Raw genomic sequence first — 17338 nt, 5'->3', positions numbered from 1 at the left:
CCATGAATCCAGTCACCCGACAAAAGCTGATGGGCGTCAGCACCGCCACGCTGTGCACGGCGCTGTTCAAGCGCGGCCTGAAGCACCAGTTCATCCAGGGCGTGCTGCCGCTGAACCCCGGCCTGCCCAACATGGTGGGCCCGGCCTACACGCTGCGCTACATGCCGGCGCGCGAGGACCTGAACGGCATCGAGGTCTTCAAGGACCGCACGCACCCGCAGCGCGTGGCCGTCGAGCAATGCCCCGAGGGCGCGGTGCTCGTCATCGACAGCCGCAAGGACGCCCGCGCGGCATCGGCTGGCGGCATCCTCGTCGCGAGGCTGATGGTGCGCGGCTGCGCCGGCGTCGTCACCGACGGGGGCTTTCGCGACAGCCCCGACATCGCAAAATACACGATGCCCGCCTACCACTCGCGCCCCAGCGCCCCCACCAACCTGACCCTGCACCAGGCCATCGCCATCAACGAGCCCATCGGCTGCGGCGACGCACCGGTGTTTCCGGGTGACGTGGTGGTCGGCGATGCCGAGGGCGTCATCGTCATCCCGGCCCACCTGGCCGACGAGATCGCCGAGGAGGCCGTGCAGATGACCGTGTTCGAGGACTACGTGCAGGAGAAGGTCATGACCGGCCGCAGCGTGCTGGGCCTGTACCCGCCGACCGACCCGGACGTCGCCGCCGACTTCGCCGTCTGGCGCGCCGGCAAGGGCCGTTGAGGGCACCATGTTGATGAAAGCCGAGAGCCCCAGCGGTCAGGCCCAACTCAAGCGCGCCAACCGCATGGCGTTGATCCGCCAACTGCGCGTGCAGCCGGGGCTGTCGCGCGTCGACCTGGCCGAAGCCATCGGGCTGACCAAGTCCACGGTCAGCGCGCTGGTGCGCGAACTCATCGACGAGGGCTGGCTGGTCGAGCGCGAGGTGATCGCCACCGGTGACCTCGGCCGCCGCCCGACGCCGCTGTTCATCGATCCCACGCGCCTGCTGCTGCTGGGCGCCCAGGTGGGTATCGGCCATGTGCGCGTCGTGCTGACTTCGCTGACGGGCGAGGTCCTGTCGGCCCGCAGCGCCACCTACGACGACACCCGGGAGGCCGAGGCCTGCATCCAGGTGCTGACCCGCACGCTGCTGGCCGCGACGGCCGAGTGCAGCGCCTCGCAGACCATCATCGGCATCGGCCTGGGCCTGCCCGGTGGCGTCGATCAGGCCCAGGACCAGCTCGTCTTCGCGCCCCACCTGCAGTGGCACCACGTGCCCTTCGGCACGTTGCTGCGCACGGCGCTGCGCGGCACACCGCTGTCGAACGCGCCCGTCTTCATGCAGAACGACGCCGACGTCGCCGCCTTGAGCGAGACCGAGTTCAACCCCTCGCCCGCGGCCGATCCGCTGCTGCTGGTGCTCGTCGGCGAAGGCGTCGGTGCCGGCCTCGTGGTGGGGGGCCGGCTGCTGACCGGCGCACGCGGCCTGGCCGGCGAGGTGGGGCACATGGTGCTGCAGGTCGGCGGCCCGCTGTGCTCCTGCGGCCGCCGCGGCTGTGCAGAGGCACTGATCGGCAACCGCACGCTGCTGCGGCAGGACCACCCGGCCGGCTCCGCGCAGGCCGCCACCGCGCTGGCCACGGCCGGCCAGTACCTGGGTGTGCTGCTGCAGAACCTGGCCGCTGCCTACGACCCGGCCTGCATCGTGCTGGCCGGCCCCGCGATGGCCCTGGGCGACGCACTGCTGGAGCCCGTGCGAGAGACGCTGCAGTCCTACGCCCAGGCTGCGGGGCTGCCCGAGCCCGCGCTGCGCGTGTCGCGCTTCGGCGATGACGTGATCGCCGTCGGCGCGGCCGCGCTGGCCGGCTACCGGCTGACGCAGCCGATGCTGGGCTGAAGCTGATAACCCGCAGCCCGGAGTTCACAGGTTGTGGTGTGCGCCTCGGCACGACCGGCGGTCGTCCGTTGCGGCGGACTGGCCTGCTGGCGTCCTATTCGAGCAGACCGTCCGTCAGAATAGAGTCGGGCTCCAGGCGTATCTGGCGGCTGCTTGGTCAGCTACGACTTTTGAGTCAAGGAGGGGCTGTGGACTGGACACTCAAATTCAAGTGGCAATACGACTTTGCCAAGAGCAAGCTGGGCAGCATCAGCGACTTTTCTGGCGACTGGGCTGGCATCGTGGCGGCGCTTCAAGGCTTGATGGGTGCGGATGGATTCGACGTTAGTAAGGCAGACAGTCTCACCGCACTGCGGACAAAGATGGTTCAGGCCAACGGCAAACGTGTGAGCGCCGACTTGGGCATCCTGGCTGCCGTTAAAGCCGACGCCCTCGGCGTGGCTTCGGTCCCTGACGATCCCAAGATGAGGGCATCGGTGCTGAAGTTTCTAGCCCACACCTATCTGGTCCACACATCAGGAAGTCGCACACTGTGGGTTCATTCCTCGCCGAAGGTCTTTCTGCACTGGCCCTCCATCCACCTGAATTCGTGGGCGTCGACCACGGGTGAAGTCAAAACGCTGCTCAAGGATGACCGCGAGCACTTCAGTGAAGAAGACAAGCGCAATCTGGGAGCTTCCGCTCAGCATGCTTTGGCGTGGTGTCAGAAAACCAACGCTGTGCTGTCACAGGCCCGAAGCAATGACGCCACCAAGAAGTCAGTCGCTATGTCTTTCGTAAAGCGCTGGTTTGCCGACCCGGGCACCACTGATGAGGAACTGAGCAAGTACGTTGCGACTTTGTCCCAAGGATTCAAGGACATCACCGCCATGTTGAACAAGGGCCGGCTGATCCTGACCGATTGGATGCCTTTGCGCAACGCGACGACCGATGAAGAAATCGAATACCTGAACTCCGAAGCTTTCACGTTTGCCAACAACGGTGAAGGACTCAGTGTTGTCTATATCGAGAGGTCGTTCTTCGTAAATCATCCAGGTAATGTGCTGAATGGCGTCAGGAATTGGTCACGCATCCTGGTGCACGAACTGACCCATCTGGTTTGCGGCACCACCGACGTGAAAAAAGGCGCGGTTCGTTATGCGTGGTACGGCATCGGCCCGCATGCGGGGTATCCGGGAAGCGACGCTATCCGTAATGCCGACAACTGGGCGTTCTTTTGTGCTGACTGCGCGCAAGTCCTGACAGAGGCTGAGTCAGTGAAAGCACGGAAAATCGTATGAACCGGGCCAGCCGTCCTAGCAGTGCTTCTTGGCTGACAGTGGCAGGCCTGTGGATCAACATGATGGTTTGTGCCTCGCCTAGCGCTGCAACGGAGAAACACACGATGAATACCTCCCCCCAAGCCAGCCGCGCTGCATCTGCAGACGTTGCGCCCGTTGAGATCAACGGCGTTCGCTATCAACAGGATATGAGCAGCTACAGCCATGGAGGCGACCAACCGGGTGGCTATCTGTGCGCCATCGACATCGCAACAGGACAACGTCTTTGGACGCTGAAGGTCTACGACGTTCAAGACCACGCGCCGTCAGGTGTGGACACGATAGGCCTCTACTTCAAGACCATGCAACAAGTGCCTGGGCGCGATGAACTGGAGATCGAGAACGAAAGCGGCAGCCGCTTTTTGATTGACGTGGTGAAGCGCACGTCCACGCCGCTTTCAAAGCCGCGTGCCAATCAGTTGCCGCCGATCAAAATTCCGCAGTAACCGCACAGCACTCAAGTCACCGGGGCCGGGTTGAACAGCACCAGCGCGTTGTGCAGCTTCCAGTGCTCGGCCCAGGTCTTCTTGCGGCCGCTGGCGACGTCCAGCAGCAGGCGGAACATTTCCCAGCCCGTCTCCTCGATGCTCGCCTCGCCGTCGGCGATGCGACCGGCGTTGATGTCCATCAGGTCGTGCCAGCGGCGCGCGAGGTCCGTGCGCGTGGCGACCTTCACCACCGGGCATTCGGCCAGGCCATAGGGCGTGCCGCGGCCGGTCGTGAAGATGTGCAGGTTCATGCCGGCGGCCAGTTGCAGCGTGCCGCAGATGAAATCGCTCGCTGGCGTGGCCGCGTAGACGAGGCCACGCTGGTCTTGCCGCAGCTTGTCGCCGGGCGCCAGCACGTGTGAGATCGCCGAGCTGCCGCTCTTGATGATGGAGCCCATCGCCTTCTCGGCGATGTTGGACAGGCCGCCGGCCTTGTTGCCGGGCGTCGTGTTGGCGGCGCGGTCGACGCGGCCGCGGTCCAGGTAGCGGTCGTACCAGCCCAGCTCCCGGATGATGGCGTCGGCCACCTCGGGCGTGGCCGCGCGGCTGGTGAGCTGCTCGACGGCGTCGCGCACCTCGGTGTTCTCGCTGAACATGATGGTGGCGCCGGCACGCACCAGCAGGTCGGCGCAGAAGCCCACGGCCGGGTTGGCCGTCACGCCGGAGAAGGCGTCGCTGCCACCGCACTGCACGCCGACGACCAGCTCGCTCGCCGGCACGGTCTCGCGCTTGCGGGCGTTCAGGCGAGCGAGATGCGGCTTCGCGGTCTGCAGGATGTCGTCCAGCATGGACATGAAGCCGACATGCGCATCGTCCTGCAGGCAGACGGTCTCGGGGCCGGCGTCCGCACCACGCTCGTCGACGATGGGGAAGCTGCCCGGCGGCAGCAGGCGGCTGGGCTGCAGCTTCTCGCAGCCCAGGCTCACCACCATGACCTCGCCGCCGAAGTTGGGGTTCAGCGAGATGTTCTTCAGCGTGCGGATGGGGATGACGGCGTCCGGCGCGTCGATGGCCACGCCGCAGCCGTAGCTGTGCTCCAGGCCGATGACGTCGTCGACGTTGGGATACAGCGGCAGCAGCTCGGCCTTGATGCGGGCCACCGCCTGCGCGACGACGCCGGCCACGCACTGCACCGTCGTCGTGATGGCCAGGATGTTGCGCGTGCCCACCGAGCCGTCGGCATTGCGGTAGCCCTCGAAGGTGTAGCCCTCCAGCGGCTCGGCGACCGGCGGCTTCACGGTGGCGATGGGCAGGCCTTCCAGCGCACGGGCCGACGGCATCTGCAGCAGGCGCTCGTGGACCCAGCTGCCGGCCGGGATGGCCTTGAGCGCGTAGCCGATGGGCACGCCGTAACGCAGCACGACGTCGCCCTCGGCGAGGTCCGTCAGCGCGACCTTGTGGCCTTGCGGCACCTTGTCCCGCAGCACCAGGCCGGCGCCGGGGATGCCGGCGGGCAGCAGCGTGCCCTCGGGCAGCCCGCCGTCGTTGGCGACGATGGCGACGTTGTCCTCGTCGCGCATGCGGATGGTCAGCGGGGGGCGGGGGGAAACGGCATTCATATCCGGCGTCGGAGTGGCTAAAGTGCGAACAGGTCTTGTTGTACGTCGTCTAGTTGTCGTACAACTTACGCCACTTTAGACGCCCTGCTCACTTCAAAACTCCGGGAAAACCCGCGAATGCACGCTCCTGTCACCCGCCGCCGGCCCCGCACGCTGGCCCTTGAACTGGTCGAGTCGCTGGGCAACCGCATCCGCGCCGGCCAGTTGCAGGCCGGGGACAAGCTGCCCACGGAGGCGGCCATCATGGAGGAGTTCGAGGTCAGCCGCACCGTCGTGCGCGAGGCCATCTCCAAGCTGCAGGCGGCCGGGCTGGTCGAGACGCGCCACGGCATCGGCACCTTCGTGCTGGGCCCCGGTGACGGGCCTTCGTTCAAGATCACGCCGGAGCAGTTCAGCACGCTGCAGGACGTCATCGCCGTGCTGGAACTGCGCATCGGCCTGGAGACCGAGGCCGCCGGCCTGGCCGCCCAGCGGCGCAGCGATGCCAACCTCGCCGCCTTGCGCAAGGCGCTGGATGCGGTGATCGCCGCCGTGGAGGCCGGCCAGGACTCGGTGGCCGCCGACTTCCAGTTCCACCTGGAGATCGCCCGCGCGACGCAGAACAGCCACTTCACCGAGCTGATGGCCACGCTCGGGGCCCAGATCATCCCGCGTGCGCGGCTGGAGACGACGGACATGAGCGCCGCACGGCCGCCCGAAGGCGCTCAGCTCCCGCCTGGCGGGACAGCGCGGAGCGCGACGGGTGCCGACATGTCCGCCGAGCGGCTGGCCTACATGCGGCGCGTGAACGCCGAGCACGAAAGCATCCTCGACGCGATCACGAGCCAGGATGCCGAGTCGGCCCGCGCGGCCATGCGCACCCACCTGAGCAACAGCCGCGAGCGCCGCCGCAAGGCGCAGGCCCAGGCCACCTGAATCGCGGCCATGTGCCCGGCGCGGCATGGGAGCGCCCGGGACACTCAGCCAGAAGGAAATCCAGAACCAAGGGTTATCCCCAGGATTTCTCGATTTGACCTAAGTTGTACGATGACATACAACATAAGCAGTCGACGCTACCTTCTGATCGTCGAACCTCATTCCACCCCACCCCACGGAGACCCGCCCATGTCGCCCCAAGAACTCAAAGCCGTCCTGCAAGCCGGCCTGCTGTCCTTCCCGCTGACCGACTTCGACGCCCAGCTGAACTTCGCGCCCAAGGCCTACGCCGACCGCCTGGAGTGGCTGCAGCCCTACGGCGCCTCGGCGCTGTTCGCGGCCGGCGGCACGGGTGAGTTCTTCTCGCTGGAGCCGGGCGAGTACACCGACATCATCAAGGTCGCGCTGGACACCTGCCGCGGCCGCACGCCCATCCTGGCCGGTGCCGGCGGCGGCACGCGCGTCGCCATCCAGTACGCTCAGGAAGCCGAGCGCCTGGGCGCGCAAGGCGTGCTGCTGCTGCCGCACTACCTGACCGAAGCCAGCCAGGAAGGCCTGATCGCCCACGTCGAGGCCGTCTGCAAGAGCGTCAAGTTCGGCGTCGTCGTCTACAACCGCGGCGCCTGCAAGCTGACGCCGGCCTCGCTGCAGGTCCTGGCCGACCGCTGCCCCAACCTGATCGGCTTCAAGGACGGCCTGGGTGACATCGAGAAGTTCGTCGCCATCCGCCAGACGCTGGGCGAGCGCTTCGCCTACCTGGGCGGCCTGCCGACGGCCGAGGTCTTCGCCGGCGCCTACAAGGCCATGGGCTGCCCGGTCTACTCGTCCGCCGTCTTCAACTTCATCCCCAAGACCGCGATGGAGTTCTACAACGCGCACGCCGCGAACGACACGGCCACGACCGACCGCCTGATCCGCGACTTCTTCCTGCCCTACATCGCCATCCGCAACAAGGCCGAGGGCTACGCCGTGTCCATCGTGAAGGCGGGCGCCACGCTGGTGGGCCACGGTGCCGGCCCGGTGCGCCCGCCGCTGTCCGACCTGCTGCCGACCGAGGTCGACCAGCTCGGCGCGCTGATCTCCAAGCTCGGCCCGCAGTAACGCTCCCTGGAGCGCGCTCGGGCTGCGAGACACGACCGGACCACGGAACCCGTCCATGACGACCACCCCGAACGCGTGCCGCCGGCAGTTGCTGGGCCTCGGCGCCCTCGCCCTGCTGGCCGGCTGCGCCACACCGGCACCACCACCAGCCACGGCGGACGACAGCCGCGCCGTGGCGGCCGCGGTCGACCGTTTGACCCAGCTCATGCTGAAGCCCGACGCGACGGGCCTGGGCTTGGTGCTGCATGACCACCTGACCTACGGCCACTCGGGTGGCAAGGTGGACAGCAAGGCCAGCCTGACCGACGCCCTGGTCAGCGGCCGTTCGGCCTTCGGCCGCATCGACCTGAGCGCGCAGACGGTGGACGTGGTGGGCGACGTGGCCAGCGTGCGCCATGTCTTCGACGCCGACAACCGCCCCGCCGGCAAGCCGCCGTCGAGGGTCCGCCTGCAGGTGCTGAGCGTGTGGCTGCGCGGCAATGACAGCCGCACGGGCTGGCAACTGCTGGCCCGCCAGGCCGTCGCCCTGCCCTGACCTGCGGCCCCAACCCTGGATCACCCCATGAACTCCACACCCGTCATCAAAGAGCTGCGTGTCATCCCGGTCGCCGGGCGTGACAGCATGCTGCTCAATCTCAGCGGCGCGCACGCGCCGTTCTTCACGCGCAACCTGCTGATCCTGACCGACAGCGCCGGCAACACCGGCGTCGGCGAGGTGCCTGGCGGCGAGAAGATCCGCCAGACGCTGGAGGACGCGCGCGCCCTCGTCGTCGGCCAGCCCATCGGTGCCCACCAGGGCCTGCTGCAGAAGGTGCAGAAGACCTTCGCCGACCGCGACAGCGGCGGCCGCGGCCTGCAGACCTTCGACCTGCGCACCACCATCCACGCCGTCACCGCCATCGAGTCGGCCATGCTGGATCTGCTGGGCCAGCACCTGGGCGTGCCGGTCGCCGCCCTGCTCGGCGAAGGCCAGCAGCGCGAATCGGTGGAGATGCTGGGCTATCTGTTCTATGTCGGCGACCGCACCAGGACCGACCTGCCCTACGACAGCAACCCCGGTGCCGACAACGACTGGTTCCGCCTGCGCCACGAGGCAGCCATGACGCCGGAGGCCATCGTGCGGCTCGCCGAGGCGGCCCGCGAACGCTACGGCTTCAACGACTTCAAGCTCAAGGGCGGCGCGCTGCGCGGCGACGAGGAGGTCGAAGCCATCCGCGCGCTGCACGAACGCTTCCCCGACGCCCGCGTGACGCTGGACCCCAACGGCGGCTGGCTGCTGAAGGACGCCATCCGGCTGGGCCAGCAGATGCGCGGCATCGTCGCCTACGCCGAAGACCCCTGCGGCGCCGAGGACGGCTTCTCAGGCCGCGAGGTGATGGCCGAGTTCCGCCGCGCCACCGGCTTGCCCACGGCCACCAACATGATCGCGACCGACTGGCGCCAGCTCACGCATGCGTTGTCGCTGCAGAGCGTGGACATCCCGCTGGCCGACCCGCACTTCTGGACCATGGCCGGCTCCGTGCGCGTCGCGCAGACCTGCCGCGACTGGGGCCTGACCTGGGGCAGCCACTCGAACAACCACTTCGACATCTCGCTGGCGATGTTCACGCACGTCGGCGCCGCCGCACCCGGCAAGGTCACGGCCATCGACACGCACTGGATCTGGCAGGACGGCCAGCGGCTCACGAAAGACCCGCTGCAGATCGTCGGCGGCCACGTGCAGGTGCCTAAGAAGCCGGGCCTCGGCGTCGAGCTGGACATGGCCGAGGTCGAGAAGGCGCACCAGCTCTACAAGCAGCATGGTCTTGGCGCCCGCGACGACGCCATCGCGATGCAATACCTGATCCCCGGCTGGACCTTCAACCCGAAGCGCCCCGCCCTCGACCGCTGAACTGAAAGCAAACCCCGATGTTCAAGAACCTCATCAATGGCGAGTGGCTGGACGGCCACGGCGTCTCGCGCAACATCAACCCGTCGGACACGCGTGACCTGATCGGCGAATACGCGCAGGCCGATGCGGCCCAGGCTGAACTGGCCATCACGGCCGCGGCGGCCGCCTTCCCGGCCTGGAGCCTGTCCACGCCGCAGCAGCGCTTCGACATCCTCGACGCCGTCGGCACCGAGATCCTGGCGCGCCGCGCCGAGCTGGGCGACCTGCTGGCCCGCGAGGAAGGCAAGACGCTGCCCGAGGCCATCGGCGAGGTCCAGCGCGCCGGCAACATCTTCAAGTTCTTCGCCGGCGAGGCGCTGCGCCCGGGCGGCGAGACCATGCCGTCCGTCCGCCCCGGCGTCGGCGTCGAGATCACGCGTGAAGCCGTCGGTGTCGTCGGCCTCATCACGCCATGGAACTTCCCGATCGCCATCCCCGCGTGGAAGATCGCGCCGGCGCTGGCCTGGGGCAACTGCGTCGTCTTCAAGCCGGCCGACCTGGTGCCGGGTTCAGCCTGGGCACTGGCCGAGATCCTGTCCCGTGCGGGCCTGCCGGCCGGCGTGTTCAACCTCGTCATGGGCCGCGGCTCGGTCGTCGGCGAGAAGCTGCTGAATGACCCGCGCGTCGCCGCCATCAGCTTCACCGGCTCGGTCGCCACGGGCCAGAAGGTGGCCGCGGCCGCCGTTGCGCGCATGGCCAAGTTCCAGCTGGAGATGGGTGGCAAGAACCCGATGATCGTGCTGGACGACGCCGACCTGGGCGTCGCGGTGAACGCGGCCGTCAACAGCGGCTTCTTCTCCACCGGCCAGCGCTGCACGGCATCGTCGCGCCTCATCGTCACCGACGGCATCCATGACCGCTTCATCGCGGCCATGGTCGAGAAGATGAAGGGCCTGAAGGTCGACGACGCCCGCAAGGCCGGCACCGACATCGGCCCCGTCGTCGACGCCAGCCAACTGGGCCAGGACACCGACTACATCGGCATTGCCAAGAGTGAAGGCGGCAAGCTGGCCCAGGGCGGCCAGCGCATCGAGCACAACGCCGACGGCGCGCCGGGCTTCTACCTGACGCCGGCCCTCATCACCGACACGACGCCGGAGATGCGCATCAACCGCGAGGAGGTGTTCGGCCCGGTGGTCAGCGTCATCCGCGCGCGCGACTACGAGCACGCGCTGGCGCTCTCCAACGACACGCCGTTCGGCCTGGCCGCCGGCATCGCGACGACGTCGCTGAAGCACGCCACGCACTTCAAGAGGCACTCGCAGGCCGGCATGGTCATGGTCAACCTGCCGACGGCGGGTGTGGACTATCACGTGCCGTTCGGCGGCCGCAAGGGTTCCAGCTACGGCCCGCGCGAGCAGGGCCGGTACGCCGCCGAGTTCTACACGACCGTGAAGACGGCCTATACCCAGGCCTGATTCGCCGAGCCTGATTCGCCAGGCCCGCCCACCATCCCGGCGGACCCGCCCGCAGAAGGCGGCGCCGCCGCATCGCCCCGGAGACACCCGATGAACACCACCACCGCCTCGCTGGCCCAATCCGCCAGCAGCAGCGCTGCCCGCACGAAGAAGCGCTACGTCATCCTCGCGATGCTCTTCATCGTGACGACGATCAACTACGCCGACCGCGCCACGCTGTCCATCGCCGGCCCGGCGCTGTCCAAGGAGCTGGGCATCGATGCCGTGACGATGGGCTACATCTTCTCGGCCTTCGGCTGGTCCTACGTCATCGCGCAGCTGCCCGGCGGCTGGCTGCTGGACCGCTTCGGCTCCAAGAGCGTCTACGCCGGCAGCATCCTGCTGTGGTCCGTCTTCACGCTGCTGCAGGGCGGCATCACCTTCCTGACGGCCACCGTCGGCACGGCGGTGGTGACGCTGTTCGCACTGCGCTTCCTCGTCGGCGCGGCGGAGGCGCCGTCCTTCCCGGCCAACGGCCGCATCGTCGCGAGCTGGTTCCCGGCCAACGAGCGCGGCACGGCCTCGGCCATCTTCAACTCGGCCCAGTACTTCGCCACCGTGCTGTTCGCGCCGCTGATGGGCTGGATCACGCACAGCTACGGCTGGCCGGCCGTCTTCGTCGTCATGGGCGCGCTGGGCGTGGCGTTCAGCATCGTGTGGCTGAAGACCGTCTTCACGCCGCGCACCCACCCCAGCGTCAACCAGGCCGAACTGGACTACCTCGCCGCCGGCGGCGCGCTGGTCAACATGGACGAGCCCGGCACGCAGAGCCGCAGCTTCGCGCCCAACGCACCGCGCCTGGGCTACATCAAGCAGCTGCTGTCCAACCGCATGCTGATGGGCGTCTACGTGGGCCAGTACTGCATCACGACGCTGACCTACTTCTTCCTGACCTGGTTCCCCGTCTACCTCGTCAAGGAACGCGGCATGTCCATCCTGAACGCCGGCTTCGTCGCGGCACTGCCGGCCATCTGCGGCTTCGCCGGCGGCGTGCTGGGCGGGCTGATCTCCGACGGCCTGCTGCGCCGCGGCAAGAGCCTGACCTTCGCGCGCAAGACGCCCATCGTCATCGGCATGCTGCTGTCCACCAGCATGATCCTGTGCAACTACGTCGACAGCGCCGCCGTCGTCGTGGCCATCATGTCGCTGGCCTTCTTCGGCAAGGGCCTGGGCGCTCTGGGCTGGGCCGTCGTGTCGGACACCTCACCCAAGGAGATCTCGGGCTTGTCCGGCGCGCTGTTCAACACCTTCGGCAACACGGCCGGCATCACGACGCCCATCGTCATCGGCTACCTGGTCAAGGGCACGGGCTCGTTCAACGCGGCGCTGGTGTTCGTCGCCGCGAACGCGCTGCTGGCCGTGTGCTGCTATCTCTTCGTCGTGGGCGACATCAAGCGCTTCGAGCTGCGAAAGTAGGCGCGGGGCGCGCACCACACCGCAAGGCTGGCGACAGCGCCCGTCACGGGGTTTTCATGCGGCGTTTCTAGCCTGCGAGGCTTTTTGAACACGGCACGCCGCCGCTTGAAAAGCCTCCCCATGAGCCAGCGCCCCAAGACTTCCCTCGCCCTCCTTCCCCTCAGCCACGGCCTCGCCCTTGCGGGCCTCGCGCTGTCGCTCGGCGCCCAGGCTGCCGACGAGGCCAAGCCGGGCGCCGACGTCGTCACGCTGGACCCGGTCACGGTGTCGGCCCAGTCCGGCGCCTACCGCAAGGAAAAGAACACCGCCTCGGCCGTGGCGCCCACGCAGGCCAGCCTGACGGCCACGCAGCCGCAGTCGGTCATCACGCGCGAGTTCATCGAGCAGTCGGTCGCGCCCACGGCCGAGTACAGCCGCATCGTCGCCATCGCCCCCAGCGTGTCGGGCGACTCAGCCAACGGCCCCGGCCTGTCGGAGACGAAGACGACGCTGCGCGGCTTCAGCGACGACCAGTACAACATCACCTTCGACGGCATTCCCTGGGGTGACACCAACAACCCCGCCCACCACTCCACGTCCTTCTTCCCCGGCGCCGTCATCGGTGGCGCGGTCGTCGAACGCGGCCCGGGCAATGCCAGCAACCTCGGCTTCGCCACCTTCGGCGGCTCGCTGAACCTGTTCTCCAAACAGGCGAACAAGGAAGCGGGCGGCAGCGTGTTCACCTCCTTCGGCACGTGGAACACGCGCCTCGTCGGCGTCTCGCTGGAGAGCGGCCAGCTGGCCCAGTTCAACAAGGCCACGGTGCAGCTCAATGTGCAGCGCCTGTCCTCCGACGGCTACCTGACCGGCAACCACATCGGCAGCAACAACGTGACGCTGAAGGTGGACCTGCCGCTGTCGGAGCGCCACACACTGACCGGCTTCGCGTCCATCAACCGCATCCGCTACGTGCAGCCCGACAACAGCAAGGGCCCGACGCTGGACCAGGTCGCGCAATACGGCAAGAACTACAGCCTCAACGACGACCCGACCAGCTTCAACTACACCGGCTTCAACCACACGGCCAAGGCGACGGATTTCGAGTACCTGCGCCTGCGCTCGCGCTGGTCGACCACCTTCTCGAGCGAAGCCCAGGTCTACACCTACAGCTACGACAACCAGACCATCTCGTCGACCGACCCGACCGGCGCCACCGCGCCCGGCACCAAGGCCGGCCCCAAGGGCAACACCGACATCCCCGGCATCGACAAGCAGAACAAGTACCGCGTCACCGGCGGCATCTTCCGCACCGAGACGCAGCTCGACGCCGGCCTGCTGCGCGCCGGCGCCTGGGTGGAGAGCTCGGACACCGACCGCCACCAGTACGACCTCGACCTGACACTGGGCGTGCGCGACCCGCGCGAGACCAAGCCCACGCCGGTGCAGAACCCCAGCGTGCTGTTCGACCAGCAGTCCAAGATCTCGTCCTTCCAGCCCTATGTCGAATTCGAGTGGGAGCCGCTGCAGGGCACCACCGTCACGCCGGGCTTCAAGCACGCGGACATCACGCGTTCGGTCAGCGCCCTCGTCAACCAGACGACGCGCGTGCCGCAGAACGCCAGCATGAACTACACGGCCAACCTGCCGTTCCTGACGCTGAACCAGCAGCTGGGCAGCGGGCTGGCCGCCTACGCGCAGGTCGCCAAGGGCTTCCAGATCCCCGACCTGAAGTCCTTCTACATCGCCGACCCGACCAAGAACAGCAGCGACCCGCAGAAGTCCACCAACTACCAGCTCGGCATCGTCGGCAAGAGCGCCGCGCTGACCTGGGACGCCGACCTCTACAAGATCGACTTCACGAACAAGTACGTCTCCAACGGCCTGGGCGGCACGGCGGCGGCCTACGTGAACATCGGCGGCGCGGTCTACAAGGGCGTGGAAGGCCAGGCGACCTGGCTGATCGGCAACGGCATCGCGGCCTACGTGAACGGCTCCATCAACAAGGCCACCGCCAACGACACGGGCAAGACCATCTCCGGCGCGCCCGACTCGACGGCGGCGCTGGGCGCCCTGTACAACAGCGGTCCCTGGGGCGCCTCGCTGATCTTCAAGCGCACCGGCCGCAGCTACCAGCAGGACTACGACGCGACCAACCCGGCCGCGTACGACACCTACCGCATCGCCGCGACGACCAACACCGACCTGAGCCTCTCCTACCGCTTCACCGGCCTGGGCTGGGGCGTGCGCGGGCTGAAGCTGCAGCTCAACGTCTTCAACCTGATGAACAAGCAGGACGTGACGTCGATCAGCCCCGCCAAGGTCGCCAAGTACGACCAGTACACCTTCCAGGCACCGCGCAGCTGGCAGCTGTCGGCCAAGGCGGAGTTCTGATCGCAGCCCGCCGGCCCGGGCGGTCAGGGATGCCTGGCCGCCCAGGCGTCGTAGGCCGCCAGCGTCTTCATCGGCCAGGTGCCCCACCAGGCATAGCCGTTGCGGCGCTCGGCGCTGAGGTCGTTGACGTCATCGTGCAGGCTCTTGTCGCGGTCGCCGAACACGGGCTTGAGCGTGGTCGCGTCGTAGTAGCGCGCCCACAGCGGGCCGGCACCCGGCTTGGCCACCAGCCGGCGCGCGTCGTCCACCCTGACGAAGGCGACGTCGCGCACGGCCAGCGACTTCAGCATCGCGATGCCGCCCTTCACCGCGTCCACCACGGCAGGCGACGGATTCGGCACACTCATCAGGTAGCCCAGCGCGCGGGCGCTCTCGCCGCTGCACAGCGCCGGCGGCTCGTAGTTGCGTGCCGAGGTCGGCGCCAGCGTCAGCGCGTCATGCTGCTGCGCCCACAGCGCGGGCTTGCCGTCGATGCGGACCTGCGTCGCCAGCAGCAGTTGCACGGCGCGCTCCTCGGCCACCGCAGCCGCGGTCTTCAGCGCAGGCGGCACGAAGCCCAGATCCGCCTCGCCGTGCACCACCATGCCCATCAATTCGGCCACCTCGACGACGGCGTTGTCGTTCAGCGTGATCGCGTCGTGGTACCCGCCCTGCAGCGGCCACACCTGCGGCCAGCCGCCGTTCGGGAACTGCGCCGCCAGCAGGTAGGCCAGGCCGCGCTGCGCGCTCTGGCGGTAGGGCTCGCCGGCATCACCGGGCTGCTGCGCGGCCACGCGGGCGAGGAAGCGGATCTCGGTGATCGTCGCGTCGTTGTCGATGGTGCCGACGTAGCTCCACTGCGGGTCCTTCGCCAGATCGAAGTCGTCGGGCGTGGGCTTCTTGAGGTTGTTGTCGGCAACGTAGGCTTGGCCGCGCTCGCGCGGCGCGGCGTCGCGTGGCTGGTTCTTGCCCCAGCCGCCGGCCGGCGTCTGGAAGCTGAGGATGTTGCGGGCCACGCGCAGCGCCGGCTCGCTGGCGTACCAGGCGGCCGGCTTGTCCAGCGGCATGCTGCCTTCGCTGTGGCCACCCGCGGGCGTCGGCGGCAGCGTTGTCAGGCCCTGGCGCTCGGCGGCCAGCGCGGCACGATCGGCGGCGCGCTGAGCGTCGGAGCGAGCCAGGTAGGCGGCCCAGGGTGCACGCTCGGCGGCCGGCAATGCGGCGACGCGCTGGGCCGTCAGCGCCTCGGCCGGCGGGATGGTGCCGATCCGCGCGGCGAACGCCGACGACGAGAGGGCCAGGGCGAGCAGGGTCAGACGACGGACAGCAGGCATGACGAACGCCGAAGTTTGGGGGTGGCCGGCAATCTACCGGCTCCGCTCCGCCACGAGGGCGCTAATCTGGCGCCGCTCACACTGTTGATCAACACATGATTCATCGCGCGCGTTTCTTCTCCTGGCTGGCCGCCCTGACTGCGCTGGCCGGCTGTGCAAACCAGCCGCCACCTGCCGCGCAGGCGCCCGCGCCCGTGGGCCTGCAGCAGGCCTGGGTGCAGGCCGCGACCGGCCCTGGCTGGGTCGTGCGCGCGCTGACGGGCGAAGCCTGCCCCTCGCTGCGCTGGGGCAGCAGCCTCGTCGCGATGCAGGAGCGCGCCGCCCCCGGCGAGCAGCCCCCGCCGCCCGGCAACACGCAACCGCAGCACAAGCCGACGGACTTCACGCTGCGCGCCTGCGAGGCACCCTGGCCGGCCGGCGCCGCCAGCGTGCAGGTCGGCGGCGTCACGCTGCACGCACCGGCCGCCGAGATGCGCCGCATCGTCGTCATGGGCGACACCGGCTGCCGCCTGAAGGCCTCCGGCAAAGCCTTCCAGCCCTGCAACGACGCGTCCGGCTGGCCCTTCCCGCGCGTGCTGGCGCGGGCCCTGGCGCTCAAGCCCGACCTCGTCATCCACGTTGGCGACTACCTCTACCGCGAGAGCCCCTGCCCAGCCGGCATGGGCAGCTGCGCCAGCAGCCCCTGGGGCTATGGCGACGACACCTGGCAGGCCGACTTCTTCCAGCCCGCCAGGGCGCTGCTGGCTGCGGTGCCCTGGGTCTTCGTGCGCGGCAACCACGAGGCCTGTGCGCGAGCCGGCCAGGGCTGGCTACGCTACCTGGATGCCGAGACCGGCCCCGCACGCGCCTGCGCCTCGGCCGCCGAGGGCATCAACGACGGCGACTTCACGACGCCCTTCCCGGTACCGCTGTCGCCGCGCAGCCAGCTCATCGTCTTCGACACGTCGGAGGTCGGCAGCGCCGCGCCGCCGCCCGATTCCGCCGCCTGGGCGCACTGGCGCCGGCAGCTGGACGTTGTCGCCGACCTGGCCGGCAACCGCGCGCAAAGCCTGTTCCTGAGCCACCACCCCAGCCTGGCCTTCAGCCCCAGCGCGAGCGGCCAGCCCGGCCAGGGCCACTCCGGCCTGACACCGCTGCTGCAGGAGGCCTTCGGTGCGCGCCTGTTCCCGCCCGGCGTGCAGGCCACGCTGGCCGGGCACATCCACATCCACCAGGCGCTGGGCTTCGCGAGCAACCAGCCGGCCAGCCTCGTCATCGGCAACGGCGGCTCGGCCGCGTCCGGCCGCCTCAACGCCGCCGCCGCACTGAAGACCGAGCCGCTGCCCGGCGCGCGGCTGGAAACCTTCGAGAGCCACACCGACTTCGGCTTCACGCTGCTGACCGCCACGCCTCAGGGCTGGCGCGTGCAGGCCTTCGACACGCTGGGCCAGCCGCTGGCCACCTGCTCGCTGGCCGGGCAGAAGCTGCGCTGCTGAAAGGGGGCCGCGCCCGCCCTGCCCTCCGGCACCGGCGCCCGCTTCGTTCCCGGGAAGTAACGCCCGCGTAATTCATCACTCCGAGCCCGATTTGAAGGGTTTCTGTGGGGTAAATCGGGCGTCGCCTCT

The 17338-nt window shown here is 68.6% G+C and carries 14 protein-coding genes; 12 read left to right on the top strand and 2 right to left on the bottom strand.

Annotation, left to right across the window (positions count from 1 at the left end):
* The first annotated feature begins 2 nt into the window (after positions 1-2).
* The 4 genes from ACG04R_RS09295 to ACG04R_RS09280 all read left to right on the top strand — a co-directional run bounded on the left by ACG04R_RS09295 (position 3) and on the right by ACG04R_RS09280 (position 3634).
* Positions 3-713 carry a ribonuclease activity regulator RraA gene (locus ACG04R_RS09295; protein WP_394408595.1) on the top strand — a complete coding sequence of 237 codons (711 nt, stop codon included), beginning with the start codon at positions 3-5 and terminating at the stop codon, positions 711-713.
* A gap of 7 nt (positions 714-720) precedes the next feature.
* Positions 721-1869 (top strand): ROK family protein, encoded by a 1149-nt coding sequence (locus ACG04R_RS09290; protein WP_394408592.1) that lies wholly within the window; start codon positions 721-723, stop codon positions 1867-1869.
* A gap of 188 nt (positions 1870-2057) precedes the next feature.
* Positions 2058-3149: a M35 family metallo-endopeptidase gene (locus ACG04R_RS09285; protein WP_394408589.1), complete on the top strand. Its 1092-nt coding sequence runs from the start codon at positions 2058-2060 to the stop codon at positions 3147-3149.
* A gap of 104 nt (positions 3150-3253) precedes the next feature.
* Positions 3254-3634 carry a PQQ-binding-like beta-propeller repeat protein gene (locus tag ACG04R_RS09280; protein ID WP_394408586.1) on the top strand — a complete coding sequence of 127 codons (381 nt, stop codon included), beginning with the start codon at positions 3254-3256 and terminating at the stop codon, positions 3632-3634.
* Positions 3635-3645: 11 nt separating this feature from the next.
* Here the strand turns inward: ACG04R_RS09280 and garD are convergent, their stop codons facing one another.
* Positions 3646-5235, bottom strand: a complete 1590-nt coding sequence (garD, locus tag ACG04R_RS09275; protein ID WP_394408583.1) for a galactarate dehydratase — start codon at positions 5233-5235, stop codon at positions 3646-3648.
* 117 nt (positions 5236-5352) lie between these two features.
* Between garD and ACG04R_RS09270 the strand changes: the two genes are divergently transcribed.
* The 7 genes from ACG04R_RS09270 (at position 5353) to ACG04R_RS09240 (ending at position 14424) form a co-directional block, all read left to right on the top strand.
* Complete coding sequence (locus ACG04R_RS09270) at positions 5353-6150, top strand: FadR/GntR family transcriptional regulator (protein WP_394408580.1); 798 nt, start codon at positions 5353-5355, stop codon at positions 6148-6150.
* 189 nt (positions 6151-6339) lie between these two features.
* Positions 6340-7251 (top strand): 5-dehydro-4-deoxyglucarate dehydratase, encoded by a 912-nt coding sequence (gene kdgD, locus ACG04R_RS09265; RefSeq protein WP_394408577.1) that lies wholly within the window; start codon positions 6340-6342, stop codon positions 7249-7251.
* Between the two features lie 55 nt (positions 7252-7306).
* Positions 7307-7786 carry a nuclear transport factor 2 family protein gene (locus ACG04R_RS09260; RefSeq protein ID WP_394408574.1) on the top strand — a complete coding sequence of 160 codons (480 nt, stop codon included), beginning with the start codon at positions 7307-7309 and terminating at the stop codon, positions 7784-7786.
* Positions 7787-7813: 27 nt separating this feature from the next.
* A complete protein-coding gene (gene gudD / locus ACG04R_RS09255; protein ID WP_394408571.1) occupies positions 7814-9142 on the top strand; it encodes a glucarate dehydratase in 1329 nt (442 codons plus the stop codon).
* Positions 9143-9159: 17 nt separating this feature from the next.
* Entirely contained in the window at positions 9160-10599 is a 1440-nt protein-coding gene (locus tag ACG04R_RS09250) for an aldehyde dehydrogenase family protein (RefSeq protein ID WP_394408568.1), read from the top strand.
* A gap of 90 nt (positions 10600-10689) precedes the next feature.
* Entirely contained in the window at positions 10690-12054 is a 1365-nt protein-coding gene (locus tag ACG04R_RS09245) for an MFS transporter (RefSeq protein WP_394408565.1), read from the top strand.
* 120 nt (positions 12055-12174) lie between these two features.
* A complete protein-coding gene (locus ACG04R_RS09240) occupies positions 12175-14424 on the top strand; it encodes a TonB-dependent receptor (protein ID WP_394408562.1) in 2250 nt (749 codons plus the stop codon).
* Positions 14425-14447: 23 nt separating this feature from the next.
* On the opposite strand, the gene pelA is transcribed toward ACG04R_RS09240, so the two are convergent.
* Complete coding sequence (gene pelA / locus ACG04R_RS09235; protein ID WP_394408559.1) at positions 14448-15734, bottom strand: pectate lyase; 1287 nt, start codon at positions 15732-15734, stop codon at positions 14448-14450.
* Between the two features lie 95 nt (positions 15735-15829).
* Between pelA and ACG04R_RS09230 the strand changes: the two genes are divergently transcribed.
* The gene (locus ACG04R_RS09230; protein WP_394408556.1) at positions 15830-17209 is read left to right on the top strand and encodes a metallophosphoesterase family protein; all 1380 of its coding nucleotides are present in this window, start codon (positions 15830-15832) and stop codon (positions 17207-17209) included.
* Positions 17210-17338 lie beyond the last annotated feature (129 nt).

It is taken from the genome of Pelomonas candidula (assembly GCF_043555985.1).
In the GTDB taxonomy this organism is placed as follows: domain Bacteria; phylum Pseudomonadota; class Gammaproteobacteria; order Burkholderiales; family Burkholderiaceae_C; genus Pelomonas; species Pelomonas candidula.
The sequence above is the reverse complement of the archived record's forward strand: the minus strand, read 5'-3'. Positions and strand labels throughout refer to the sequence as shown.

Excerpts from the sequence above, each read along its gene's own strand:
- ACG04R_RS09295 (WP_394408595.1), top strand. The coding sequence starts at position 3 with ATGAATCCAGTCACCCGACAAAAGCTGATGGGCGTCAGCACCGCCACG.
- ACG04R_RS09290 (WP_394408592.1), top strand. The coding sequence starts at position 721 with ATGTTGATGAAAGCCGAGAGCCCCAGCGGTCAGGCCCAACTCAAGCGC.
- ACG04R_RS09280 (WP_394408586.1), top strand. The coding sequence starts at position 3,254 with ATGAATACCTCCCCCCAAGCCAGCCGCGCTGCATCTGCAGACGTTGCG.
- garD (WP_394408583.1), bottom strand. The coding sequence starts at position 5,235 with ATGAATGCCGTTTCCCCCCGCCCCCCGCTGACCATCCGCATGCGCGAC.
- ACG04R_RS09270 (WP_394408580.1), top strand. The coding sequence starts at position 5,353 with ATGCACGCTCCTGTCACCCGCCGCCGGCCCCGCACGCTGGCCCTTGAA.
- kdgD (WP_394408577.1), top strand. The coding sequence starts at position 6,340 with ATGTCGCCCCAAGAACTCAAAGCCGTCCTGCAAGCCGGCCTGCTGTCC.
- ACG04R_RS09260 (WP_394408574.1), top strand. The coding sequence starts at position 7,307 with ATGACGACCACCCCGAACGCGTGCCGCCGGCAGTTGCTGGGCCTCGGC.
- gudD (WP_394408571.1), top strand. The coding sequence starts at position 7,814 with ATGAACTCCACACCCGTCATCAAAGAGCTGCGTGTCATCCCGGTCGCC.
- ACG04R_RS09250 (WP_394408568.1), top strand. The coding sequence starts at position 9,160 with ATGTTCAAGAACCTCATCAATGGCGAGTGGCTGGACGGCCACGGCGTC.
- ACG04R_RS09245 (WP_394408565.1), top strand. The coding sequence starts at position 10,690 with ATGAACACCACCACCGCCTCGCTGGCCCAATCCGCCAGCAGCAGCGCT.
- ACG04R_RS09240 (WP_394408562.1), top strand. The coding sequence starts at position 12,175 with ATGAGCCAGCGCCCCAAGACTTCCCTCGCCCTCCTTCCCCTCAGCCAC.
- pelA (WP_394408559.1), bottom strand. The coding sequence starts at position 15,734 with ATGCCTGCTGTCCGTCGTCTGACCCTGCTCGCCCTGGCCCTCTCGTCG.
- ACG04R_RS09230 (WP_394408556.1), top strand. The coding sequence starts at position 15,830 with ATGATTCATCGCGCGCGTTTCTTCTCCTGGCTGGCCGCCCTGACTGCG.